Below are 24,117 nucleotides of genomic sequence, written 5' to 3'. Positions count from 1 at the left end.
GATTGTACACAAGCGGGCACCAGGATGCCCGTGATGCCTGGCCCGTCAGTCGCCCAGGGCGTCGAGATTGACCCGCAGCAGGTCCTCGGGCCGGTCCAGGTCGGCCAGCGGCTCCAGGCACTGTACGGCAAGCCCCGCGTCGCGGGCCCGTGCGAGCGTCTCTGCAAACACCCGCTCCGTCCCCCAGGGCATGTGGGTGAACAGGACCGGCTCAGGCCGCCCCGCGCCGATGAGCACGTAACCGCCGTCCTCGGCGGGTCCCAGCACCAGGTCCGCGCCCGACTCGAGCCAGTCCCTGGCACGGCGCAGGTGGTCCGCCGAGAGTGCCGGGCAGTCGGTGCCCACCAGCACCGCATGCTCGCCCGCCGCCCGGGCATCGCGGAGCGCCGCGAACATGCGCGCCCCCAGGTCACCCTCGGGCTGTTCCCGTAGCACTACCCCGTAACGATCCTCGCAGGTCCCGAAGAAATCATCCCCGGCATCGGGGCTGCACCAGAGTTCAACAGTCCCCGGCGCGGCCTCCCGGGCCACCCGCAGGGTGCGATGGACGAGCCGGGCATGCAGCGCGGCCGCCCCCTCGGCCCCCAGGGCCGGGATCAGCCGGGTCTTGGTCTGCCCGGGTCGGGGCGCGCGGGCGAAGACCTGGATGCGGGTCACCGGTACCACCTCGCCAGGCGCGCCGGCTTCACGCCCAGGGCATAGGCCAGGCGCAGCCACCACATGAGCAGAACGGTGCGCAGGATGCCGCGGGTCTCCCAGCGTCGGCTGGAGGTGGTGAGCGGCACGCGCACACAGGCGGGGCGGCCCAGGGCGCGCTTCAGGCGCTTGCTGAGGGCGATGTCCTCCATGAGTTCGATGGCGGGAAAACCGCCCAGAGACTGGAAGTCCTCACGCCCCAGGAACATCCCCTGGTCGCCGGTAGCGATGCCGGTCAGGCAGGAGCGCAGGTTCATGGCCCGCTCCACCACCCTCAGCATCGGCTGCTCACCGGAGAGTCGCACGTCGAAGCGACCCCAGGCCCGCCGGGACAGGGCCTCGCGGATGTGTTCATCGGCCTCCTCGGGAATGCGGCTGTCGCCGTGCAGGAACCACAGCACCTCGCCCCGGGCCACCGCGGCCCCGGCATTCATCTGCCGCGCCCTGCCCCGCCCCCGTTGCAGCAGACGGTCCACCCGGCCGGCGGCAATTTCGCGGGTGCCGTCGCTGCTGCCGCCATCAACCAGGATGAGTTCGGCGCCACGTTCGCGCAGGGGCGCCAGTTGCTCCAGCAGCTGGCCGATGCCCTCGGCCTCGTTGAGCACGGGGATCACCACCGACAGCCAGGGTGTCTCGCGACGATCCATGCGCAGGCTTCAGCGGCTGACCGGCAGGCCGGCCCGGGTCCAGGCCTCCATGCCGCCGGCCACCACCCGGGCATCCACCACCCCGGCCCTGGCCAGGGCCTGCCAGGCCTTGGCGGAGCGCCGGTCGGTGCGGCAGATGATGGCCAGCGGACCGCCATGGGCCTCGGCCACCCGCTGGGGATCGGCGAGCAACTGGTCCACGGGGATGTGCACCGCGCCCTGGACATGTCCCTCGGCGAACTCGTCCGCGCCGCGCACGTCGAGCAGGGTGACCCGTCCCGCATCCAGGCGCTCGTGGAGTTCCTGTACCGACAGGTCCCGGCCCCGGCGCATGCGGGTGACCAGGCGCGGCAGGAACATCACCGCGGCCAGGATCGCCAGGGCGATGAGCACGGTCTGGATCACACCCTCGCCGCCGGCCACCGCCTCCCGCCCGGCGTAGCCCAGCCAGGTGTAGGCAAAGGCCCCCGGGGCCATGCACACGAAGGTAGCCAGGACGTAGTGCCAGAACGGGATGCGGGTCAGGCCCAGGGCGTAGTTGAGCAGGTTGTAGGGGAACAGGGGCACCAGCCGCGTGAAGGCCACGAAACGCCAGCCTTCCTGCTCCACGCCGCGCACCAGCATCGACAGCCGGCCACCGGCCCGCCGCTGGGTCCAGTCGGCGGCCAGATAGCGGGACACCAGGAAGGCCAGGGTCGCGCCCACGGTGGCGCCCACCAGGCTGTAGACGGTGCCCCAGACGGGACCGAACAGGGCCCCGCCGGCCAGGGTCAGCACCGAGCCGGGCAGGAAGAACACCGCCGCCAGGGCGTAGAGACCCATGAAGAGCAGCGGCGCGGTGTAGCCCAGTTCTGCCATCCGGGTCTCCAGGGCCTCTACGGTGAAGGCATCCCGATACAGGACCGCGAGCACGATGCCCGCCAGCACCAGCAGGCCCAGGCCGATGCGCAGCCACACCCTGCCGCTTCTCACGGCTTCCTCTCCCACTGGCGACGGTTGATGGCGTAGTCGGTGACCTTGCCCACGAAGGGCATCAGCAGCATGCCCTTGAGGCCGTCGCACTGGCGGGGATCGCGGAAGGTGTCGATGCCGATGGTCATGCCCTCGTGACCTTCCCGGGGCTGGGCCTTGTAGGTGCCGAACAGGCGATCCCACCAGGGCAGATTGAAGCCGAAGTTCGAGTTGGTCTCGTCATCGGCCACGGAATGATGCACCCGGTGCATGTCCGGGGTGACCACGAACAGACGCAGCACCCGGTCCAGACCCAGGGGCAGGCGCAGGTTGCTGTGGTTGAACATGGAGGTGGCGTTCAACAGGATCTCGAAGAGGATCACCGCCAGCACCGGCGGGCCCAGCACCGCGATCACGGCGAACTTGATCCCCATGGACAGGATGATCTCCAGGGGGTGGAAGCGCAGGCCGGTGGTGACATCGAAGTCCAGGTCCGCGTGGTGCACCCGGTGCAGGCGCCACAGGGCGGGCACCGCGTGGACCATCACGTGCTGCAGCCAGATCATGAAATCCAGCACCAGCACCGACACCAGCACCGCGATCCAGAAAGGCACCTCGAAGGTGTTGAACACCCCCCAGCCCGCCGACTGGGCGAACACCGCCATGCCCACCGCCGCCGCGGGGAACAGCAGGCGCAGGAGCACGGTGTTGATCACCACGATCCCTAAGTTGCTGGTCCAGCGCTGCAGTCGGGTGAGCAGACGCTGGCGCCGGGGCAACAGGGCCTCGGCGATGCCCAGCAGCAGCAGGATGCCCAGAAAGAAACCGAGCCGCAGGGCGGCCTCGTTGGCGGTGATCCATTCGGTCATGGCGGACTCTCTAGAGTGCGTGAGGCGTGAGGTGTCAGGGGTGAGGCGACATGGTTCTAGCCCGCATATCTCACCACCGTTCTACTGCGGCCGCCGATCTGCTCGCTGTGACGGGGCGTGCTCACTTCAGCCGGCTTGACGTAGTGTCGGCTACGCCGGCGCCGTCTTGCGCTCCGCGCGCCCCGTCACAGCGGCATCTCGACGCCCTCGCTACGAACGGTGGTGAGATATGCGGGCTAGCTTGACGATACGAACCGTACGTCTCTCGCTTTACGCCTCTCTCCTCACCCCGGGCAATATTCAATAAATCAATTGAATATTGATTGTGGCGCAGTTTCGCGCTCTAATGCCCCCATGTCAAGCGCGAACATCAAGCACCTGCTGCTGGCCCAGTTCGCCCGACTGGGCAAGGCCCTGAGCCATCCGAACCGCCTGGAGCTGCTGGAGTTCCTGGCCCAGGGATCCCGGGGTGTGGATGAGCTGGCGGGCCTCAGCGGCCAGAGCGTGGCCAACACCTCCCAGCACCTGCAGCAGCTGCGCCAGGCGGGCCTGGTGCAGTCACGGCGCCAGGGTCAGCGGGTGCTCTACAGCCTGGCGGGCGATGACGTGGTCGCCCTCATGGATGCCCTGCGCCGGGTGGCCCGGCAGCACATCCCCGACGTGGATCACCTGGTGCACCGGCACCTGGATCCCCGGGACGCCATGGAACCGGTGCCCGTGGATCAGCTGCTGGAACGCATTCGCCGGGGCGAAGTGACCGTGGTGGACGTGCGCCCCGAAGCGGAATTCCAAGCCGGTCACGTGCCCGGCGCCATCAACATCCCCCTCGATGAACTGGAGGCCCGCCTCGGCCAGCTGGACCCCGGGCGCGAGGTGATCGCCTATTGCCGGGGACCCTACTGCGTGCTCGCCTACGACGCGGTCCACAACCTGCGCGAAAAGGGCTTCCGCGCCCGGCGCATGGAAGACGGCTACCCGGAATGGAAGAACGCCGGCCTGCCGGTGGAGAAGGCGGCATCGTAGGTTGGGGTGAGCGCAGCGAACCCTAACCTACGACACTAGCCCGCATATCTCACCGGTCGGACACCGGCGGGCGCGCAACAAGCCGAAACATCAGTGGAATACATTGAAATGGTCGGCAGCCTCAGCATGACAGACTGTTCCCGCCGGTGTCCTATCGCGGTTCAGGCTCGTCTTCGCGTTCGTAGGCTTGCTCTTCACTCAACCCATAGCTACGGCTATGGGTTTCACTCCAGAGCGGCGCCTACGAACGCGAATCCTTCGCCTGCTCCCGCGATACCGGTGAGATATGCGGGCTAGATTGATGAGTCCCCTCCCCCTCATGGGGGAGGGCCAGGGTGAGGGTGGTTTCACCCCTCACCCCTCACCCCTTTCATCCATCACCCTTCCTCCCTCATCCTTGCAGCCATGGACACCCTGCAGGCCCTCATCGCGAGCCTCTCCGCCCTGCTGGTGCTGGGCATCGCCCTCTACAGCGCGGCACATGCCCTGCTCAACAAACGCGACACCCGGGCGGTGATCGCCTGGGTGGGGCTGATCATGCTCCTGCCCCTGGGCGGATCGATCCTGTACTGGCTGCTCGGGGTCAACCGCATCAAGAGCCGCGCCCGGGCCCTGCGCGAGGCGGCGGGGCACCCACAGGCACCGCTGCCACGAACCGTGGTGCCGGCACCCATCGATGCGCGCTGGCGGCCCCTGGTGCGCGCCGGGGATGCCCTGAGCCCTTTCCCCTACACCGGCGGCAACCGGCTGGAACCCCTGGTCAACGGCGAGGCCGCCTATCCGGCCATGCTCGAGGCCATCAACGGCGCGAAGCACAGTGTGGCCCTGGCCACCTACATCTTCGACCACGATCCCACGGGCAAGGAATTCCGCGACGCCCTGATCCGCGCTCATGAACGGGGCGTGGCGGTGCGCGTGCTCATCGACGGGGTGGGTGTGCGCTACAGCCGGCGCAGCATGCAGCGGGCGCTGCGCCGTGCCGGCGTGCCGGCGCGGCTGTTCCTGCCCATGCACCTGCCACGCACGCTCGCGGCCTTCAACCTGCGCAACCACCGCAAGCTGCTGGTGGTGGACGGACACACCGGCTTCACCGGCGGCATGAACCTGCGCGCCGGACATCGGATCGACCTGGACGTACGCCACCCGGTGCAGGACCTGCACTTCCAGGTGCAGGGACCGGTGGTGGCGCAGATGCAGCGGGTATTCGCCGACGACTGGCGCTTCGCCACCGGCGAAACACTGCAAGGCGGCGACTGGTTCCCGGAACTCCCGCCCGTGGGCGCTGTGCCCGCGCGCGGCGTCCCCGACGGGCCCGACGAGCACTTCGAGACCCTGCGCCAGCTGATGCTCGCCGCGCTCGCCGAGGCCCGGGAGAGCATCACCGTGATGACCCCCTACTTCCTGCCCGACGGCTCGCTGATCTCGGCACTCAACAGCGCCGCCCTGCGGGGTCTCGAGGTGGACATCCTGCTGCCGGCACGGGGCAACCTGCCCCTGGTGCAATGGGCCTCCGAGGCCATGCACTGGATGGTGCTGGAACGGGGCTGCCGCATCTGGCTCACGCCACCCCCCTTCGATCACTCCAAGCTGCTGCTGGTGGACGGCCAGTGGGTGCTGCTCGGCTCCGCCAACTGGGACCCGCGCAGCCTGCGGCTCAATTTCGAGTTCAACCTGGAATGCCTGGACCCGGCACTGGGCCGGCAGATGCAGGACTGGGTGGAGGAACGCAAGCGCGAGGCGCGCCTGCTGACGCTCGAGGAAAGCCTGGGGCGATCCCTGCCCGTGCGGCTCAGGAACGGCGCAGCAAGGTTGCTGACGCCGTATCTGTGAAAGGCATTCAACATTCAAAATTCAAAATTCAAAGGGTTGTGTCGTAGGAGCGGCGACCCCGCCGCGAACAGCGGAGTTTCTTCACGCACCGCTGTTCGGCCCGGGGTCGGGCCTCCTACATTAGGCCGGCGAGTCCCGCCATTCCCTTTGAATCTTGAATCTTGAATCTTGAATCTGCCCCTTAAACTTTAAACTGCCCCACCATCCCCTGAAGCTCCGCGGCCAGGCGCGCCAGTTCGTCGCTGGCGGTGCTGATCTGCTGGGAGCCGGAGGCGGTTTCGTCCACGGCCTGGCTGATGTTCACCACGTTGCGGTTGATCTCCTCGGCCACGGCGGACTGCTCCTCGGCGGCGCTGGCGATCTGGGTGTTCATGTCGGTGATGCGCGCCACGGCGCCGGTGATGGTCTTGAGGGACTCTCCCGCCTTGGCGGCCTGCTGCACGCTGCCGCTGGCCTGGACACGGCCCTTCTCCATGACGGTCACCGCGCTGCTGGCATTGCCCTGCAGGCGTTCGATCATCTCCTGGATGGTGTGGGTGGACTCCTGGGTCCGGGAGGCGAGCGTGCGCACCTCGTCGGCCACCACGGCGAAGCCCCGGCCCTGCTCGCCGGCGCGGGCCGCCTCGATGGCGGCATTCAGGGCCAGCAGGTTGGTCTGCTCGGCGATACCGCGGATCACGTCCAGTACCTTGCCGATCTCCTCGCTGTCCGCGGACAGGCGCTGGATCACGCCGGCGGCGTTCTCCACCTCGGAGGCCAGGGCCTCGATGGAGCGGATGGTGGCACCCACCACGTCGCGGCCGGCGTTGGCCTCCTGGTCGGTCTCCCGGGCGGCGGCCGCCGCCTCGGTGGCGTTGCGCGCCACTTCCTGTACCGTGGCGGTCATCTCGTTCATGGCCGTGGCCACCTGGTCCGTCTCGTTCTGCTGGCGGCGCACCTGGTTGGTGGTCTGCTCCGCGGTGGCGGACAGCTCCTCGGAGGCGGCGGCCAGCTGCGAGGTGGCACCCGCCACCTGGCGCACCACGTCCTGGATCTTGGAGACGAAGGCATTGAAGGCCACCGCCAGCTGAGTGAGTTCGTTCTTGCCTTCCACCGGCAGACGTTGGGTCAGGTCACCCTCGCCCTGGGCGATGTCATCCAGGCGCGCCACGGTCTCGCACAGGGGCTTGACGATACTGCGGGCAATCACCCAGGCAAGCCCCATGCCCAGCACCAGCACCAGCAGGCCCACACCCAGCACGGAGAACAGGGCCTCCCGGTAACCGGACACGTACTCGCTGCGGTCCACCATGAGTTCCAGCACACCCACAGGCTGTCCGGCGAAATCGTTGATCACCCGGCCGTAGACGGCCACGGGGGTACCCCGATGCTCGGCCTGGCGCAGTACGGTCTCACCGCGCAGGGCACGACCCAATTCATCGCGAGTCAGCAGGGCCTGCTCGCCGATGGAGCTGGCGAAGCGGTTGAAGGCGCCAGCATCGCCGGGGATGTGCAGCGCGGCGCCTGCGCCGTACTGACGGGTGAAATCATCGAAGAAGGGCTGGCCGAAGGTCAGGCCGAACTCCACGGAGCCGGTGTGCTGCCCCTGGTGGAACATGGGCACCACGCCGCGCACGCCGAGACCTGCGACGCCGCGTTCCAGACCCTGAACCGGGCGGCGGCTGCGATTGGTCTCCACGACGGTGTTGCGGAAGGCGGACAGGTCATCGCCGTGGCGATCCGGGCGGTGCACGCGCAGGAATGAGGTCGCAGGGGCAAGATGGAACTGGAACTGGTCGATGCCGTGGCTCTGGCCCATGGTCTGAAAGATGGGCACGGTCAACTCGGTCAGACGCTCACGGTCCCGGGCGGCGAAGGCGGCCTGGATCTCGGGGATGTTGCTCACGGTGGCGGCCATGGCCTCGGCCCGCTGAGACTGGGCGTCGATGGCAGCACGTAGAGATTCAAACAGATCCTGGAGTTGGCGTTCCTCCGCCCGCTGGCTCATCTGGCCCAGGCTGGAGAGCACCACCGGCAGCATGAGACCGACGGTAAGTAACAGGAGGATGGCGATGCCGCCCAGCAGGCGAACGCTGATCTTGAGATTGTTGAACATGGAGCATGACCTCTGAGAGTCCGGTGCGACCGTTTGCTCGCCCTGGATCACGGGCGGCCCGAGCCTTATTTTTCTGTTTCGTTGATTTTGCTTCTTGTGAACCTTGTAGCGACATCTGTCACGCAAACTTAAGTCACTACAAGGGGCGGCATTATACGGATCGCCCAGGCCCGGATGGCTCCACTCGTCCCGCGGATAGGTCCGCTCATAACACACAGCACATCCCACAATGAAAAAAGGCGCCCGGAATTGTCCCGGGTGCCTTGTCTCCATCCGTCCTTAAGCCCGGCTCTGGCCCGGTTCAGGCGTAGTAATCCACCAACCCATGCCCCTGGCGCGCGGCCTGGGCCTCGCCGGGCACGCCGGACTGATCCGCACCCTCACCCGCTTGGGTACCACCGCCGGCGCCCTGGCCGTCGGACTCGCCCCGGGCCTGGCGGGCATCCTGGTGGGACACCGACACATCCAGGGTCATGCCGCCCTCGGCGAACATCTCCCGCAGTCGCGGCAGGGCGGCGTCGATGGCCTCACGGACAGCCGCCTGGGGGGCGACGAAGTTCACCTGGGTGCGATCCCCGTCCACCTGCACGCGGATCTCGATGGGACCCAGACTGGGCGGATTGAGACGCAGCTCTGCCACCTGCACCTTCTGGTTGACCATCCACTGCACCCGGTCGCCCAGGGAACGGTCCCAGCCCGGCTGCCCCATGGGGATATCGAGGCTCAGCTGACGAGGAGTTGTGCGCGTGGCGGCGGCAGCCTGGGTGGTCTCCAGGCTGATCGCGTTGGCCATGTTGGCCTGGATGTCTGCGACCTTGCCCTGGGAGGCGATCACGCTCAGGGCGCGCTTGCCGACGATCTCATCGTCCGCGGACATGGCCGCCGCCTGCACTGCGGCCGCCATGAGGTGTTCGCGCATACGCGCCGCACCGGAGAGGTGCTCCGTGTCAGCCGTGTCGGCATCCGCGCTCCCTGTCGCGACCTGCATCAAGGCGGCCTGGGGCGGCAAGTTCTTGCCGTCCTGCGGCAAGGGCCTACCCACCGGCAGGGCCTCGTCATTGCCCAGGCTGGCGGCCAGCCAGGCGGCCAGGCCCTCGGCGTCCAGTTCCTCGGGCAGGGCCTCGGCCACCTGCTCCAGGCCCTGTAGATGGATAGCCAAACGCATCCAGAAGTCGCCCTGCTCGCCCAGGGCACGGGCCCCGTCCGGCATGGCATCCAGGTCGCCCAGGGCCTGCATCAGGGGCCCCGGCAGATTCATTGGGAAGGCGGCAAGCTGCATGTGTGTCGTCCCGTGTCAGGTGCTTTGTGCTTTGTGCTTTGTGCTTTGTGCATCAAGATACGTGCCAAGAGTTAGTCTTGGTTGTTGCCACGCGGCCTCTGACCGAATTCGTCGTTTTCCTTCTGTTCCCGCCGGTCCTCGGCGCGGCGCTCGTCGGCCTGCATGCGTTCCACCACCTTGTTCACCGCGTCACTGTGCACCCGGGTGGCGGTCCACTGGCCACGGCTCTGTTCCAGGGCGGCCCGGGCCTGCTCCACCCGACGGGCCTGCTCCTCGATGGCCTCGTTGAGCCGCGAGAGGAACAGCCGGTAGTCGCGCATGTTGATGCCCGCCATGGACTCGGCACCGTCCTCGAAGCGCTTGGCGTATTCGTCGCGGTAGTTGTTGAGTTCCTGCAGGCGGTTCTGCTGATCATCCAGGGCCCGCTGCCGCTCGCCCATCACGCGCGCGGCGTTCTGCTGACGGTTGTGGACCACGTTGGCCACGGGTTGCATGCGTTTGGAACGGGTCATAAAGCCCCTCCGGGGCAGAGACAAGTTGCTAGTGACAAGATACAAGTTAAGGGTGAGGAGTTAGGGGATAGGCGTGAGCTGTGAGACCACCTCTACCTGGTCGTCCCCGCTTGAGCACTCCTCACACCTCTCACCTCACTCCTCACGATCTCCCATCAGCGCGTCCAGCGCCCGCAGGCTTTCCTTGAAATCCACGGCCTCGCGCATGTCCTGGGAGAGGTACTGTTCGAGGTGAGGATAGTACTGGATGGCGGCGTCCACCCTGGGGTCGGCGCCCTTCTGGTAGGCGCCCACGCTGATCAGGTCCCGGTTCTGCTGGTAGGTGGCGTAGATCTGCTTGAACAGGCGCGCGGCCTGGATCTGGCCCGGATCGGCGATCTCGTTCATGAGCCGGCTCACCGAGGCCTCGATGTCGATGGCGGGATAGCGACCGGCCTCGGCGATGCGCCGGGACAGGACCACGTGTCCGTCGAGGATCGCCCGGGCCGCATCGGCGATGGGGTCGTTCTGGTCATCGCCCTCGGTCAGCACGGTGTAGAAGGCGGTCATGGTGCCCTCGCCCCGGTCGCTGTTGCCGGCCCGCTCCACCAGGTGCGGCAGGCGCGCGAACACGGACGGCGTATAACCCTTGGTGGCGGGCGGCTCGCCGATGGCCAGCGAGATCTCCCGCTGGGCCTGGGCGAAACGGGTCAGGGAATCCATGAGCAGCAGCACGTTCAGGCCCTGGTCGCGGAAGTACTCGGCGATGGAGGTGGCCAGCATGGCGCCGTGCAGGCGCATCAGCGGCGGATGGTCGGCGGGCACCGCCACCACCACTGCCCGGGCCATGCCCTCGGGTCCGAGGATGTTCTGCACGAATTCGTTCACTTCTCGGCCGCGCTCGCCGATCAGCCCCACCACCGTGACATCGGCATTGGTGTAGCGGGTCATCATGCCCAGCAGCACGCTCTTGCCCACGCCGCTGCCGGCGAACAGGCCCATGCGCTGGCCACGGCCGACGGTGAGCAGGCCGTTGATGGCGCGCACGCCAACGTCCAGAGGCTCGTGGATGGGACGCCGCGCCATGGGATTGATGGGCCGGCCGTTCAGGGACACGCTGGCCTCGCAGTCCGGCGCCGGCAGACCGTCCAGGGGACGGCCCGCACCGTCCAGCACGCGACCCAGCAGAGCCTCGCCCACCCGGGCCTCCCGGGCATGCTGGGTGGGAATCACCCGGGCATTGGGGGTGAGCCCGCTGATGTCGCCCACGGGCATGAGGAACACCCGCTCGCCGGAGAAGCCCACCACCTCGGCCTCCACCTCGGCGCCGCCGGCGCTCACCACCCGGCAACGGCCGCCCACGGGCATGCGCACGCCCTCGGCCTCCAGGGTCAGGCCCACCATGCGCACCAGCCGGCCTTCCGCGGTCAGCGGTCTGGCCTGCTCTACGCGCCGGGCACCCCGGCGCAGGCTGTCCCGCAGCCGGGCCAGGCGCAGTTCCGGGTCCAGTCGTTCAGGGAGCACCATGGTCGTCTCCGGCATCGCTGCCGGCTCCGCGATCGATGGCCTCGTGTTCATCACCCTGCTCGTCCTGACGGCGTTCGCCGCCCCAGAGTTCCGCGATCAGGGCATTGAGGCGGGTCTCCAGGGTGGCATCCACCCGGGAGGTCTCGGTCTCCAGGCGGGCACCGCCACGGCTCAGGGTGGGGTCCTCGATCACCTTCCAGGGCTGTGCCAGTTCCGACAGGTGCAGGGCGTCGCGCACGATGCGCGCGTCCTCGGGATGCAGGTGCAGGCGGATGGTGCGCTCGGTGCTGGGCAGTACGCCCAGGGCCTCGCGCACCACGGCCACGATCTGGCCCGGGTCGGCGCGCAGTTCGCGGCGCACCAGCTGACGGGTCACCGTGGTGACCAGGTGCAGCAGATCGGATTCCAGCTGCTGGTCCAGAGCCTGCACGCTGGGCACCAGGGACTCCAGCACCTGTTTGAGAAACTCGGCCTCGGCGCGCACCGCCGCCTCGCCGGCCTTCCTGCCTTCCTGAAGACCCTGCTCGAATCCCTCGGCCCTGCCCTCTTCCCGGGCAGCCCGCCGGATCTCCTCGATCTCCCGGGCGGTCGGCAGCGCCGGCCGGTCCGTCACGGCCTCGGAACGCGCCTGGACACCCGGCTTGCGCGATGCCGCCGCAGCATCACCCACCGCCGGCGCCTCCCAGCGCCGCGCAGTCTCCACCTCCTCGCCACTGATGATGCGCTGACTCATGAACTCAGCTTCTCATTTCTTGCCTCTGGCGCCTTCATACAAACTCGTCTCCGCCCTTGCCGCCCAGCACGATCTCGCCGCTTTCGGCCATGCGCCGGGCGACGGTGAGGATCTCCTTCTGGGCGCCTTCCACTTCGCTCAGGCGCACCGGGCCCTTGGCCTCCAGATCGTCGCGCAGCATCTCGGCGGCGCGCTTGGACATGTTCTTGAAGATCTTCTCCTTGAGGGCATCCTCGGCACCCTTGAGGGCCAGCACCAGGGACTCGGTGGAGATCTCCCGCAGCAGGGCCTGGATGCCGCGATCGTCCACATCCACCAGGTTGTCGAACACGAACATGAGGTCTTCGATCTTTTGGCTGAGATCCTCGTCCACCTCGCGGATGCGGTCCACGATGGTGGCCTCCTTGGAGGGCTCCATGAAGTTGAGGATGTTGGCGGCGCTCTTGATGCCGCCCACCGCCGAGGACTTGACGTTGCTGTTGCCGGAGAACTGGCGTTCCAGGATCTCGTCCAGTTCCTGCAGGGCGTTGGGCTGGATGCCGTCAAGGCTGGCGATGCGCATGAGGATGTCCGGCTGGGTGCGCTCGGGCAGGAATGAGAGCACCTCGGCGGCGTGATCCGGGTCCAGGTAAGAGAGCACGATGGAGATGATCTGGGGGTGCTCCAGGCGGATCACCTCGGCCACCGCCCGGGGCTCCATCCACTTGAGCGCCTCCAGGCCCTTGGAGTTGCGGCCCAGCAGGATGCGATTGATCAGGCCGCCGGCCTTGTCCTCGCCGAGCGCCGAGGTGAGCACCTTGCGGATGTACTCGTCGGTGCCCACGCCCAGGGCGGTCTGCTCTTCCACCGCCTGGGTGAACTCGTCGAGCACCTTCTGCACCTCGGTCCGGGAGACGTTGGCCAGGGTGGCCATGGCGGTGCCCAGGCGCTGCACCTCCTTCGGCCCCATGTGCTTGAGCACCTCGGCGGCGGCCTCCTCGCCGAGGCTCATGAGGAACACCGCGGCACGCTCGGTGCCGGTGAACTTACTGTTTTCAGGCGCCTGCGCCATCGCTCGCGATCCACGTTTTCATCAATTGGGCCACCCGCTTGGGATCCTCGCGCACCAGGGTGCGGGCAGAATCCAGCTGGTCATCATAGGTCTTCTTGGTGCCGGGGCCGGGCAGCGCGCCCTGGGCCTGGGGTTGCTGGCCGAGTTGCAGTTGTTCCCCGCCCAACTGACCCTCGGGCAGGGCCAGGTGACCCAGTTGATCCTCGCGGCGGGCGGCCGCGCCCTTCTCGGCCAGTCCCTTGAGCAGCGGGCGCACCACCGTCAGGGCCAGCACGATCACCATCACCACCGCCAGTATAGTCTTGGCGAGATCCACCACCCAGGGTTCCTGCCAGATAGGCGGTTCAGGCGGCAGTTCCAGTGCCTCCACCGGTCGGAACGAGGCATTGATCACGTTGATGCTGTCGCCGCGGCGAACATCGAAACCCACCGCCTCGCGCACCAGGGTGGTAATGCGTTCCATCTCCTCCTCGGTGAACGGCACACGGACCAGCTCGCCTTGCTCGTTGCGTTCCTCCTTGTGGTCCACCACCACCGCCACGGAAAGACGGCGCAGACCGCCCGGGGCCTCGCGGATGTGGCTGACGGTGCGGTCCACCTCGTAGTTGCGCACCGTGCGGCGGCTGGTAGAGCCGGGTATCAGGGCCTGGCCGTTCGTGCCGTTGCCTTCCTCGGCGATCACGCCCGCCTCGGGGGGCTGGTTGGTGAGCGCGCCGGGCACGCCCATCATGCCGCTACCGCGGCTCTCGTCTTCGGAGATCTGCTCGCTGCGCACCACGGAGAACTCGGGATCGAAGGCCTCGGTGGTGCGTTCGATGCGGGAGAAGTCCAGGTCCGCCGCCACCTGGGCGCGTACTGCGTCGGGACCCAGGATGGGGCTCAGGATGTCCATGATGCGCCGCACGTAGCTTTCCTCCATGCGGCGGGTGAAATCCAGCTGCTGGGTGCTGGCCATGATGCCGTCCACGTCACCGGCCGGCTGGGTCAGCAGGCGTCCGCGCTGGTCCACCACCGTGACCCGCTCCGGCTCAAGGTCTGGGACGCTGGAGGCCACCAGGTGCACGATACCCGCGATGCGGCTCTCGTCCAGGGTGCGACCGGCGTAGAGGTTGAGCAGCACCGAGGCGCTGGGCTTGGTACGGTCGCGCACGAACACCGACTGGCGCGGCAGGGCCAGGTGCACCCGGGCGCTCTCCACGCTGCTCAGGGTGGCGATGGAGCGGGCCAGTTCACCCTCGATGGCGCGGTGGTAACGGGCGTTCTCGATCAGGCGGCTGGTGCCCAGGCCCTGGTCCTGCTCCAGCAGCTCGAAGCCGAAACCGCTGGCCTTGGGCAGGCCCTCGGTGGCCAGCTTCAGGCGGGCGTCGTGCACATGGCGGGCAGGTACGGTGACCGCGCCGGTGGCGGAATCCAGACGGTAGGGAATGTTGTGACGCCCCAGGGCTTCGGCCACCTGGGCGCTTTCCTGCTCCGCCAGGTTGGGATACAGCACCGTGTAGCTGGGGCGCGTCATCCACATGAAGATGCTCGACACCAGCGCCACCGCCGCCGCCAGCGCCACGATCAGACCGATCTGGCGCTCCATGGGCAGCCTGCCGAAGCCCCTGACCTGGTTGCTGAAGACTGCAATCGAATTCGCCATAGACGTCTATCCCGCGCCGGTCAGACCGGCATGCTCATGATTTCCTGGTAGGCGTTCAGCAGGCGGTTGCGCACCTGGTTGACCGCCTCGAAGGACACGCTCGCCTTCTGCATGGCCACCATCACCTGGGCCAGATTCACATTGGGATCACCCATCTCGAAGGCCTGCGCCATCTCCCGGGAGGCCTGCTGGGTCTGGTTCACCTGGTCCAGGCTCTGCTTGAGCATCTGGGCGAAGTTGACCCCGGACGGTTCCTGGGCAGGCGTGGCGTTGAGACCGGAGTTCGCCGCCAGCGCCCGCATCTGGGCGAGCACCTGGTTGATCTGCATGTCGCTCATGACGACCTCCTGACGGAGGTCGGCATGAGCAGTGGCAAGTGGCTAGTGGCTAGTGGCAAGAGAAGACCTTGCGCTGGCGCGCTGCCGGGTGAATTCAACCATGTGCTCTGCATCTTGAACCTCCTCGAATCAGACATCTTTTCTGTTTCCTTGCCACTAGCCACTAGCCACTTGCCACTGTCAGCCCGCGCAGACGCAAGCCAAACTCAGGGAATGGCTACACCCGCTTCACGAAGCCGCGCCAGCTTGTACCGCAACGTCCGCGGGCTGATCCCCAGCCGTGCGGCGGCCTCCTTGCGGCTGCCCTGTTCGCAGCGCAGGGCGTCCAGGATCAGCTGCTCCTCGCGGGAACGCAGGCTGGCGTCCAGGGCCCGGGCGGCGCGCTGCCCGTTCACGGCCTGGGGCGGTGCCAGGGATTCGACGCCGGCGTTCACCCGGGGCTCCACGGCGCCCGGAGAAACATGCTCGAAACGGATGCAGGCCGCGTCGATCTGGCGGCCGCGGCGCAGGATCAGCGCGCGCTGGATCACGTTGTCCAGCTCGCGCACGTTGCCGGGCCAGCCGTGGTTCATCAGGCGGTTCGCCGCGCAGGGGGCCAGATCGGCGGTATCAATGCCCCGGCCATGGCGTTCCAGGAAGGCACGGGCCAGGGGCAGGATGTCGCCGGGGCGCTCTCGCAGGGGCGGGATCAGCAGCGGGAACACGCTCAGGCGATAGAACAGGTCCTCGCGGAAGCGGCCCGCGGCGACCGCCTCGCGCAAGTCCCGGTTGGAGGTGGCGATGACGCGCACGTCCAGCTTGAGGGTCTTGCGGGCGCCCAGGCGCTCCACTTCCCGTTCCTGCAGCACGCGCAGCAGCTTGGCCTGCAGGCCCATGTCCATCTCGGTGATCTCGTCCAGCAGCAGCGTACCGCCCTGGGCCTGCTCGAACTTGCCCGGGCGCGACTCGTGGGCGCCGGTGAAGGCGCCGCGCTCATAACCGAACAAGAGGGCCTCCAGCATGTTCTCGGGGATGGCGGCGCAGTTGACCGCCACGAAGGGACCGGCGGCCCGGGAAGAATGGTTGTGCAGGTAGCGGGCGAAGACCTCCTTGCCCACCCCGGATTCACCGTTGAGCATCACGGTGACCTCGGAACCGGCCACCCGGGCGGCCAGGTCCAGCAGTTCGCGGCTGCGGGGGTCTTCCAGCACCATGCCGTCGGTGGGGGTGCGCACGGTGAGCTGGCGTACCCGCTCGGACACGGCGCCCACCCGGAAGGGCTTCACCAGGAAATCCGTGGCCCCCTCGCGCATGGCGGTCACCGCGGTGTGGATGCTGCCGTCGCCGCTGGTCAGCACCACCGGCAGGTCCGGCTGTTCCCGGCGCAGGCGGCGCAGCAGGGACAGGCCGTCCATGGGTCGGGTCTCGCGGCTGGCGAACACGATACTGACCGGTTCCCGGCCCAGCAGATCCAGGGCGGCATCGCCGTGATCCGCCTCGAGCACGCGACAACGATCCGCCAGCAGGTGTTCGCGGACCTGGGCACGCAGACCCGCATCCTCTTCCACGAGCAGCACGGTCAGGGACTGGGTCATCGGGACACTCCTCGCATCACTGGACTCCCTTGCAGGGGTTCTTGAAACCGTGGCGGTGACGGTGCGCCGACGCACCGGCCGCCTCAGCCCATGCAAAGCAGGAATGATGCCAGGAGTATTTTTTGTTGAATTATCAGTGGGCTAAGAAAAGGCCCGCAACGGGAAGTCAAATTTCCGTCGCGTCCTCGGGGCGGGAGATGCCGAACTTGCGCATCTTCTCCACCAGGGTGGTCCGGCGCATGCCGAGCAGCTTGGCGGCGTGGGCCACCACCCCGTTGGATTCGTCCAGAGCCCGGCGGATCAGGCCCATCTCGAGATCGTTGAGGTATTCCTTCAGATCGATGCCCTCGCTGGGCAGGCCGGGGGCACCGGGCAGATAGCCGGGCGGCAGGCCCTCGCCGTCCATCTCCGCCTGGGCCAGTTCCGCCAGCTCCTCGTCGCCTTCCCGGCGGAACTTGGCCGGCAGGTCCGAGACCTCCACGGTCTCGCCGGGATGCATGATGGCCAGGCGCTCGATCAGATTCGCCAGCTCGCGCACGTTGCCCGGCCAGTCGTACACGGACAGGGCGCGCATGGCCGATTCCCCCAGGCGCACGCTGCCGCGCCCCTCGCCTTCCATGCGCGCGGTCAGCTCGCTGATCAGCAGGGGCAGGTCGCTGCGGCGGTGGCGCAGGGGCGGCACCTCGATGGGGAACACGTTGAGGCGGTAATAGAGGTCTTCCCGGAAGGTGCCTTCGTCGATGGCCAGTTCCAGGTCCCGGTGGGTGGCGGCGATGATGCGCACGTCGCACTGGATGCTGCGGTTACTGCCCACCCGCTCGAAGGTGCGTTCCTGGAGCACCCGCAGCAGCTTCACCTGCATGGGCAGGGGCATGTCGCCGATCTCGTCCAGAAACAGGGTGCCGCCCTGGGCCAGCTCGAAGCGGCCCTGGCGGCTGGTGAGCGCGCCGGTGAAGGCGCCCTTCTCGTGGCCGAACAGCTCGCTTTCCAGCAGGTCGGCGGGGATGGCGCCGCAGTTGACCGCCACGAAGGGCCGCTCGCGGCGGCTGGAGGCGCTGTGGATGTTGCGCGCCACCACTTCCTTGCCGGTGCCGGTCTCGCCCAGTACCAGCACGTTGGCGTCCGTAGCCGCCACCTGGCCGATGAGCCGGCGGATGCGCTGCACCATGGGGTTGCGCCCCACCAGGGAGCGGAACAGTTCCAGGGAACGGGCCCCGTCCAGCCCGCCGTTGGCCACCGCGTGGCGGGCGCACTGCAGGGCGTGGGAGAGCTGGGGATAGCGTACGGGGAAGGAGACCCGGCGCACCACCTGGGTCCGGGCCGCCTGGGTCAGCGAAGGGAATTCCGCTTCCTCGCCCACCAGCACCACGGGGATGCCGGGCGCCCGTTCCGGCAGTTCGTTAAGCAGGTCTTCCAGGGCATCGCCCAGACAGCTGCTGATGAGCCAGGCGAGACAGCCTTCCCCGACGGACACCTGGTCTGGGGGCGAGGTGTGCAGGCGGGGTTCGCACTCCAGGAAGTCGAGCACGGTTTCGAGCCGACTGGCCCGCTCCGGGTCGGCGGCCAGCACCATGATGCGTTTCGGGAGCTCGACGCTCACCGTGCCGTCCGTCTGCATCACCTCTTCAGGCAGGCTCATGCAAGCACTCCCGGGAGACGACGTCGCACCAAGGCCATTCGAATCATGAATACCGGAGGGTTAAGAGGAATACGGCGCTATGTTAGGTGGTTTGCGAAGCCCGGGGCAAGGCGTGGATGGTGAGTGGTCGATTGTCAGTGGTCAGTGGTCCAAGCCAATACTCATCCTCTCACGGAGCCACGGGGACACGGGGAAGGCGTTTCGGACATCAAAACCGTAACACCCATTCTCACGCGGAGGCGCAGAGACGCGGGGGAAGTCAAAAGCATGGTCTCTCGCGAAGACGCGAAGACGCCAAGAAAGGCATTGAATAAGCTGAAACTCAAAAAAGCTTTTCCTTTGCGGCTTCGCGTCTTTGCGAGAAATATTGTCTTTGATTTTCCCCGCGCCTCCGCGCCTCTGCGAGAGAACAAGGCCTTTACGCCTTGCCGCGCCGCTGCGCCACCTCGCGGCGGTGGCGGCGGAAGATCATGCGCTCCAGCCCGTCCCGCACCGCCTCGGACAGCCCCTAGAAGGCCAGCACCGTGCGCACCCCGTCCGCACCTTCCTCGCGCGCCACCACCCGCCCGAACAGGGTCATCGCCCTGGGAAAGGACGGACAGACATGCAGTTCCACGCGCACCAGCCCGCCCGGGTCCGGCCCCTGATCCGCCCACCACTCCAGGCCCTGGGCATTGAAGCGCACCCGGCGGGATTCCGGCTGCCCGCCCTGGACACGCAGCCAGTCGCCCAGCAGCTCCAGCACCAGGTTCAGCTTGGCCTCGACCCGCGCCAGTTCGTGGGCCAGTTCCGGAGACTCCTCCGAAGGCCGGTGGGACTCCTCCAGCCCCTCGCAGGCCCGGATCAGGGCCTCGTTGGTCACGTTGATCGCCGCCAGACGCTGCTCCGAGGGCAAGGCCTCCACCTCGGTCCAGGCCAGGGGCAGATCGTCCTCGTGGACCAGGCCTTCATTCAGGGGGTTGTCCGTTGTCATGCGTCGCTCGTCCGTCGTTGCGCGGGCCGTGCCCGCCTCCCAGCCATTGCAGGATCATAGGGCGGGCCATGCCCGCCAACCTCCCACATCGCCCCACCATAGGGCGGGCCATGCCCGCCGCCTCCATTGTGTCAGATCCAAGGGCTGATGGCGGCCATGGGCCGCCCTATGCGAATGAAAAATGTCACCGACCCCATTTCCATTTCTATTTCTATTTCTATTGTCCGCCTCATGGCCACATCCTATAGTCATTGTGGAGTTTGCAAGCCGGACACTTTGAAGGTATCAAGCATGGCACCAACCCGAGTCTCCAGATACGAATTCCAGGCCAAGGCACTCGAATACCTGCGCCATGTCGAAGCCACAGGCGAGACAGTTGTCGTTACCGATAACGGACGGCCCACTGTCGAACTTCGCCGCTTCCGCAAGGATCGGCGATGTCCGCTGGAGCGCTTGCGTGGAAGCATTGTTGAATACCGTGGTCCATTTGAGCCCTCAGCCTAATACAACCGGAAGACCCTGACCTGAACGCGCTCCCAACTGATCATCCATTTCACGAGAGCTAAGGCTTGAAATTGGAATGCGAGATAGCACAAAAAGCGAGAAGCGGATAACCAACCACCCAATTGATTTATCAGGTGAAATAGATCCTGACTGTCAAAACGCCGGATTACTTTTGAATGACCATCACGATTGAAAAACTGAGAGCACAGCGGGAAGACATTCTCCGGTTAGCGAAGCAATGGGGAGCCCGTGATGTGCGGATTTTCGGCTCCGTCGCTCGAGGTGATTCAGGGCCACAGAGCGACGTGGATTTCCTTGTGCGTTTTGATCAGAATCGCAGCCTCTTGGACCACGGTGGTCTGCTGATGGATCTCAAGGATCTGCTCGGCTGCGATGTGGATGTGGTCAGCGAAGGAGGTATGCGGCCGAGATTTCGTGATCGTGTGTTAAAAGAGGCCGTGCCGTTATATAGTCAAACCGATCTAAGCATCAAGAGACAGCTCATGCAGACCGTAAAAGATATCGTCCACGATGTGGCAGATCACCTGCCAGAGCAGGCCACCCTCGACGACGCGATGCACGCCCTCTACGTACGACAGAAACTTGCCCGCTCGCTGGAAGCGGCAGAACGAGGCGAACTGACCTTGCAGGAGGACATGGAGAAGCGCTACCTGAATATCGAGTGATGTATCGGCTGGACAAGGACCGTGTTCTGATCCTCGCCGTCATGCACGGCAGCAGAGATGTCACTGGGCAGGACGATAAGCCTTGGGGCAAAGAGTCATGACCGAATGACAGGCTGGAGTAATTGATGTCAGTTGTCAGGATCGTGTAGCCAGCGATGCGTATTTCAAGGTTTTGAACAACTGACTACGGACCACTGACAACGGACAAACCAGTCAACTACCGATTCTCCTCATACGCCCGCGTCCCCACCCTGCCCTTCACCGACTGGCGCACGTCGTTGGCCAGCCGGTCCCGTTCGGTCTCGGCCAGGGTGAGCAGATCACGGTAGCGTTCGCGGATGGTGGAGAGACCGTCGGCCAGCGGTTCAGGGTCGAGATTCCCGGCATTGTCCACCAGGGCTTCCACCTGGGCGCGGCACTGTCGGTCCCGTTCGCCGGCGGCTTCCCATTCGCCCGCGCGGGCATGGGCCAGCGCCGCCTCCACGTGGGCCATGGCCAGGGCAAGCCCTTCGTGCAGGTCCCCCGTAGGCGCAGTGCCGTCGCCGAGCTGGGATTCTTTCGCTATCCGTTCCCCGTCTTCCATGATCGATCTCAAAACACCGTAGGATGGGCAAAGCGCAGCGTGCCCATGCCGGACTCGGTTCGATGGGCACGCTGCGCTTTGCCCATCCTACGGGTCAGGACAGCGATAGGGGATGCAACCTCCATTCGGCCCGGGGTCGTGCCTCCTACGGGAGGAGAGGACGGGTCTGGCTTGTCAGCCACGTTCGCCTTCGGCGGCCTGCTGGGCGGGGATGGCGTCCCAACCGGCCTTCACTTCCCGCAACAGATTGGCCACCTCGTCCAGCATGGCCGGGTCGTTGCGCAGGTTGGCCTCGGTCAGACGCCGGCCCATGTATTCGTACAGGGCGTCCAGGTTTGCAGCCACCTCGCCACCCTTCTCCATGTCCAGGTGGGCGCGCAGACCATCGATGATGCCGATGGCCTTGCTGATGCGCTCGCCCTTCACCGCCACGTTGCCCTGCTGCATGGCCCCCTTGGCGGTGGCGATGCGCTCCAGGGCACCGTCGAACAGCATCTGGATGAGCCGGTGGGGATTGGCCTCGTTGACTTCGGCCAGGGCGCCGTCGCGGTACTGGTTCAGTGCCTGGTGGATGCCGGTCTGGTACATGGCGGAACCTCGTGTGATGTGGTTTTGTGCTTTGTGCTTTGTGCTTGGTGCTTGGTGCTTTGTGCTTTGTCAAAGTACCAATTACCAAGCACAAAGCACCTCCTTGACCTTTACCTGTTCCTGGTCCTGCTCTGATTGAGCATGGCGTTCAGGGCACCCAGCTGCTGGTCCAGGTAGCGGCTGGTGTTCTGAAGCTGCCCCACCATGGCGTCCATGGCGCTGAACTGGCGCACCAGACGGGCCTCGAACTTTTCCATCCGCAGTTCGAGCACCTCCCGCTGGCGGTCGATGTCGCGGATGCGGGTGCGCAGGCCTTCGGAACGGTTGTCCAGCAGGCCCCCGGTCTGGGAAAACCCCTCGACGCGTTCTTTCAGCCCGCCGGAGACATCATTGAGCAGAGCCACCACGCCTTCCATGTCCCGGTTCATGGCCGCATCCAGGGCGGATGAATCCAGGCTCAGCTTGCCGTTGCGGTCGGAGCGGATGCCCAGGTTCACCAGGTTGGTCAGCTCCGAGCCCTCCAGGCCGCCGGCCTGCAGCAGTCCCTCGGAAAGCCGGCTGCGGATGCTGCGCAAGGTGCCATCTCCGACCAATACGGCACCCCGCTGAGTTTCCGGATCGTATTTGGTGAGTTCCCTGACCTGGTCCACCACCCCGTTGTAGGCCTCGATGAAGGCATTGACCGCATTGCGCACGCTGGCGCGGTTTTCGCCCACGGTGACGGTCAGGGGCACACCCTCCTGGGTGGTGCCCCGCAGGTTCAGGGTCAGGCCCTCGACGGCGTTGTCCAGGGTGTTGCTGGCACTGGTGACGGTCAGCCCGTTGATGATCACCTCGGCATCTGCGGCCGCCACCACCTGCTCCAGGTTGTTCGAGGCCAGGCGGGACAGACCGGCCAGATCGGCATCGTCGCCATCCTCATCGCTCACCGTGACGCTGATGGTGTTGGAGGCGCCGGTGCTGCTGGAAGTCAGCACCAGGCGGGCGCCGGTGCCGTCGTTGACGATGCTGGCCTGGACACCGGCGCCGGACTGGTTGATGGCGTCACGCACGCCACGCAGGCTGTTGTTGTCCTCGTCGATGACGATGTCGACACTGCTGCCGTCGCCCACCTGCAGGGTCAGCGTGCCGGTACCCACCTCGGCATCGGCGCTGTCGAAACGGAACTCCGAGGCCAGGGACTGGGCGCGTGCCAGGGCATTGACCTGGATGGAATAGCTGCCCAGATCGGCGGACTGACTCACGGTGGCGGTGAGGCGAGTGGAATCGGACGAGGACACGGTGCGCCCGACCTGCAGCGTCTTGAGCGCGTCGAGGGCGCTCGAGAGGCCGGAAAGCCCGCTCTTGACGGTGCCGAAGGCGGAAAGCTGGGCCTGGAGGTTCGCCTCGCGCCGCAGCAGGCGGTTTTCCGCCGGCTGACGTTCGGCCGTCACCAACTGCCTGACCAGTGCCGACAGATCCAGTCCGGAACCGATACCGAGTGAGCCGATGGCCATGGTGAATACCTCTCTCTATGCGTGGTCAGCCCCGTAGGAGGCCCGACCCCGGGCCGAATGCCGTGGCCCGATGATACTGCGCTGTTCGCGGCGAGTCGCCGCTCCTACATCTCAGGTCTCACCCCCCGTGTAGGAGGCCCGACCCCGGGCCGAACACCATGGCCCGATGATACTGCGCTGTTCGCGGCGCGGTCGCCGCTCCTACAACAACGGAAACAGGAACCGGGAGATGGTCCTGGGCGCCCACCTCCCGATTCCCTCTTTCCTATTCATCGAATACAACATCTGTGCCACTAAGCCTTCTCGGCCACCCCGAAGCTGTCGAGGCCACCCTGGTCGCGCAGGTACTCGGCCAGGGCCTGCACCGACTCCGGCGGGATCTGGCGGATCACCTCCTGGCTCTCGGAGTCCAGCACGGTGATCACGGTCCTGCCGCTGAAATCATCCACCGAGAAACGCAGGTCCCGCCTCACCGACTGCATATAGTCGTTGAGCGATTCCACCACCCCGGAGAGATCCAGTTCGGGCATCTCCGGTGCCGAGGGGACAGGCAGGTCCTTGCCGGCCGCCGCTGCCGGGGGCGGTTCGGTCTTGCCGCCCGCTGCCACTGCCTGGGCCACTGCCTGGGCCGCCGCCTCCGGCTTCCTCGCCGGTGCCGGGGCAGGCACGGAGGCCTGTGGCATGGGGTTGATGAGCATATCCTTCATGTTCATTCCCTCAACGGATTACAGGGAAAAGGGCGGGCCCGGCAAACCGGACCCACCCTTCGCGCCTTCCCTGGCGCGCCATCATCCTGTGTCGAGGCTGGGCCCGGTCGCTTACTGCAGCAGGGCCAGCACGCTCTGGGGCACCGCGTTGGCCTGGGCCAGCACCGAGATACCGGCCTGCTGCAGGATCTGGGC

Annotated in this window: 23 protein-coding genes; 3 read left to right on the top strand and 20 right to left on the bottom strand. The window is 66.6% G+C overall.

Annotated features, from left to right (window positions below; genetic code table 11):
- Positions 1–45 precede the first annotated feature (45 nt).
- Genes D580_RS0102545 through D580_RS0102530 form a run of 4 tightly spaced genes read right to left on the bottom strand, consistent with a single transcriptional unit; the run spans position 46 to position 3,163 of the window.
- On the bottom strand, positions 46–657 hold the full coding sequence (locus D580_RS0102545; RefSeq protein ID WP_018952870.1) for a TIGR04282 family arsenosugar biosynthesis glycosyltransferase: 612 nt from the start codon (positions 655–657) through the stop codon (positions 46–48).
- Positions 654–1,343, bottom strand: coding sequence for a TIGR04283 family arsenosugar biosynthesis glycosyltransferase (locus D580_RS0102540; RefSeq protein ID WP_018952869.1), 690 nt, complete (start codon positions 1,341–1,343; stop codon positions 654–656). Before D580_RS0102540 ends, D580_RS0102545 begins: the two co-directional genes overlap by 4 nt.
- A gap of 9 nt (positions 1,344–1,352) precedes the next feature.
- Complete coding sequence (locus D580_RS0102535) at positions 1,353–2,315, bottom strand: VTT domain-containing protein (protein ID WP_026289635.1); 963 nt, start codon at positions 2,313–2,315, stop codon at positions 1,353–1,355.
- Positions 2,312–3,163 carry a sterol desaturase family protein gene (locus tag D580_RS0102530; RefSeq protein WP_018952867.1) on the bottom strand — a complete coding sequence of 284 codons (852 nt, stop codon included), beginning with the start codon at positions 3,161–3,163 and terminating at the stop codon, positions 2,312–2,314. Before D580_RS0102530 ends, D580_RS0102535 begins: the two co-directional genes overlap by 4 nt.
- 354 nt (positions 3,164–3,517) lie before the next feature.
- Here D580_RS0102530 and D580_RS0102525 point away from each other — a divergent pair, with 354 nt between their 5' ends.
- Positions 3,518–4,186: an ArsR/SmtB family transcription factor gene (locus D580_RS0102525; RefSeq protein WP_018952866.1), complete on the top strand. Its 669-nt coding sequence runs from the start codon at positions 3,518–3,520 to the stop codon at positions 4,184–4,186.
- A gap of 405 nt (positions 4,187–4,591) precedes the next feature.
- The gene (locus D580_RS0102520; protein ID WP_018952865.1) at positions 4,592–6,016 is read left to right on the top strand and encodes a phospholipase D-like domain-containing protein; all 1,425 of its coding nucleotides are present in this window, start codon (positions 4,592–4,594) and stop codon (positions 6,014–6,016) included.
- Positions 6,017–6,197: 181 nt separating this feature from the next.
- Here the strand turns inward: D580_RS0102520 and D580_RS0102515 are convergent, their stop codons facing one another.
- From D580_RS0102515 to D580_RS0102460, 11 genes are all read right to left on the bottom strand, one after another.
- Positions 6,198–8,111: a methyl-accepting chemotaxis protein gene (locus D580_RS0102515; protein WP_018952864.1), complete on the bottom strand. Its 1,914-nt coding sequence runs from the start codon at positions 8,109–8,111 to the stop codon at positions 6,198–6,200.
- 301 nt (positions 8,112–8,412) lie between these two features.
- Positions 8,413–9,390, bottom strand: a complete 978-nt coding sequence (locus D580_RS0102510; RefSeq protein WP_155999670.1) for a flagellar hook-length control protein FliK — start codon at positions 9,388–9,390, stop codon at positions 8,413–8,415.
- Positions 9,391–9,461: 71 nt separating this feature from the next.
- Positions 9,462–9,902, bottom strand: coding sequence for a flagellar export protein FliJ (fliJ, locus tag D580_RS0102505; protein WP_018952862.1), 441 nt, complete (start codon positions 9,900–9,902; stop codon positions 9,462–9,464).
- 135 nt (positions 9,903–10,037) lie between these two features.
- Positions 10,038–11,423: a flagellar protein export ATPase FliI gene (gene fliI, locus D580_RS0102500; protein WP_026289634.1), complete on the bottom strand. Its 1,386-nt coding sequence runs from the start codon at positions 11,421–11,423 to the stop codon at positions 10,038–10,040.
- Positions 11,395–12,141 (bottom strand): flagellar assembly protein FliH, encoded by a 747-nt coding sequence (locus D580_RS0102495; protein WP_018952860.1) that lies wholly within the window; start codon positions 12,139–12,141, stop codon positions 11,395–11,397. Before D580_RS0102495 ends, fliI begins: the two co-directional genes overlap by 29 nt.
- 34 nt (positions 12,142–12,175) lie before the next feature.
- Complete coding sequence (gene fliG / locus D580_RS0102490; protein ID WP_018952859.1) at positions 12,176–13,192, bottom strand: flagellar motor switch protein FliG; 1,017 nt, start codon at positions 13,190–13,192, stop codon at positions 12,176–12,178.
- Positions 13,176–14,834, bottom strand: a complete 1,659-nt coding sequence (fliF, locus tag D580_RS0102485) for a flagellar basal-body MS-ring/collar protein FliF (RefSeq protein ID WP_018952858.1) — start codon at positions 14,832–14,834, stop codon at positions 13,176–13,178. The genes fliG and fliF overlap by 17 nt, the downstream gene beginning before the upstream one ends.
- Before the next feature lie 20 nt (positions 14,835–14,854).
- On the bottom strand, positions 14,855–15,172 hold the full coding sequence (gene fliE, locus D580_RS0102480) for a flagellar hook-basal body complex protein FliE (RefSeq protein WP_018952857.1): 318 nt from the start codon (positions 15,170–15,172) through the stop codon (positions 14,855–14,857).
- A gap of 206 nt (positions 15,173–15,378) precedes the next feature.
- Positions 15,379–16,746 carry a sigma-54-dependent transcriptional regulator gene (locus D580_RS0102475; RefSeq protein WP_018952856.1) on the bottom strand — a complete coding sequence of 456 codons (1,368 nt, stop codon included), beginning with the start codon at positions 16,744–16,746 and terminating at the stop codon, positions 15,379–15,381.
- Between the two features lie 166 nt (positions 16,747–16,912).
- Positions 16,913–18,385, bottom strand: a complete 1,473-nt coding sequence (locus D580_RS0102465; RefSeq protein ID WP_018952855.1) for a sigma-54 dependent transcriptional regulator — start codon at positions 18,383–18,385, stop codon at positions 16,913–16,915.
- Between the two features lie 508 nt (positions 18,386–18,893).
- Positions 18,894–19,358, bottom strand: coding sequence for a PilZ domain-containing protein (locus D580_RS0102460; protein ID WP_018952854.1), 465 nt, complete (start codon positions 19,356–19,358; stop codon positions 18,894–18,896).
- Positions 19,359–20,038: 680 nt separating this feature from the next.
- Here D580_RS0102460 and D580_RS16755 point away from each other — a divergent pair.
- Entirely contained in the window at positions 20,039–20,548 is a 510-nt protein-coding gene (locus tag D580_RS16755; RefSeq protein WP_018952853.1) for a nucleotidyltransferase family protein, read from the top strand.
- A gap of 217 nt (positions 20,549–20,765) precedes the next feature.
- Here D580_RS16755 and D580_RS0102440 read toward each other — a convergent pair whose 3' ends face one another.
- The 5 genes from D580_RS0102440 to D580_RS17030 form a co-directional block, all read right to left on the bottom strand.
- Positions 20,766–21,131: a flagellar protein FliT gene (locus tag D580_RS0102440; protein ID WP_018952852.1), complete on the bottom strand. Its 366-nt coding sequence runs from the start codon at positions 21,129–21,131 to the stop codon at positions 20,766–20,768.
- Between the two features lie 174 nt (positions 21,132–21,305).
- Positions 21,306–21,719: a flagellar export chaperone FliS gene (gene fliS / locus D580_RS0102435; protein ID WP_018952851.1), complete on the bottom strand. Its 414-nt coding sequence runs from the start codon at positions 21,717–21,719 to the stop codon at positions 21,306–21,308.
- Between the two features lie 110 nt (positions 21,720–21,829).
- Entirely contained in the window at positions 21,830–23,215 is a 1,386-nt protein-coding gene (gene fliD, locus D580_RS0102430) for a flagellar filament capping protein FliD (protein WP_018952850.1), read from the bottom strand.
- 293 nt (positions 23,216–23,508) lie between these two features.
- Positions 23,509–23,922, bottom strand: coding sequence for a flagellar protein FlaG (locus tag D580_RS16015; protein WP_155999666.1), 414 nt, complete (start codon positions 23,920–23,922; stop codon positions 23,509–23,511).
- Positions 23,923–24,033: 111 nt separating this feature from the next.
- A partial coding sequence (locus D580_RS17030) for a flagellin (protein ID WP_155999685.1) occupies positions 24,034–24,117 on the bottom strand: 84 nt, incomplete at its 5' end.

It is taken from the genome of Thioalkalivibrio sulfidiphilus, from assembly GCF_000377945.1.
In the GTDB taxonomy this organism is placed as follows: domain Bacteria; phylum Pseudomonadota; class Gammaproteobacteria; order Ectothiorhodospirales; family Ectothiorhodospiraceae; genus Thioalkalivibrio_A; species Thioalkalivibrio_A sulfidiphilus_A.
This window is presented reverse-complemented; position numbering and strand designations above follow the sequence as displayed.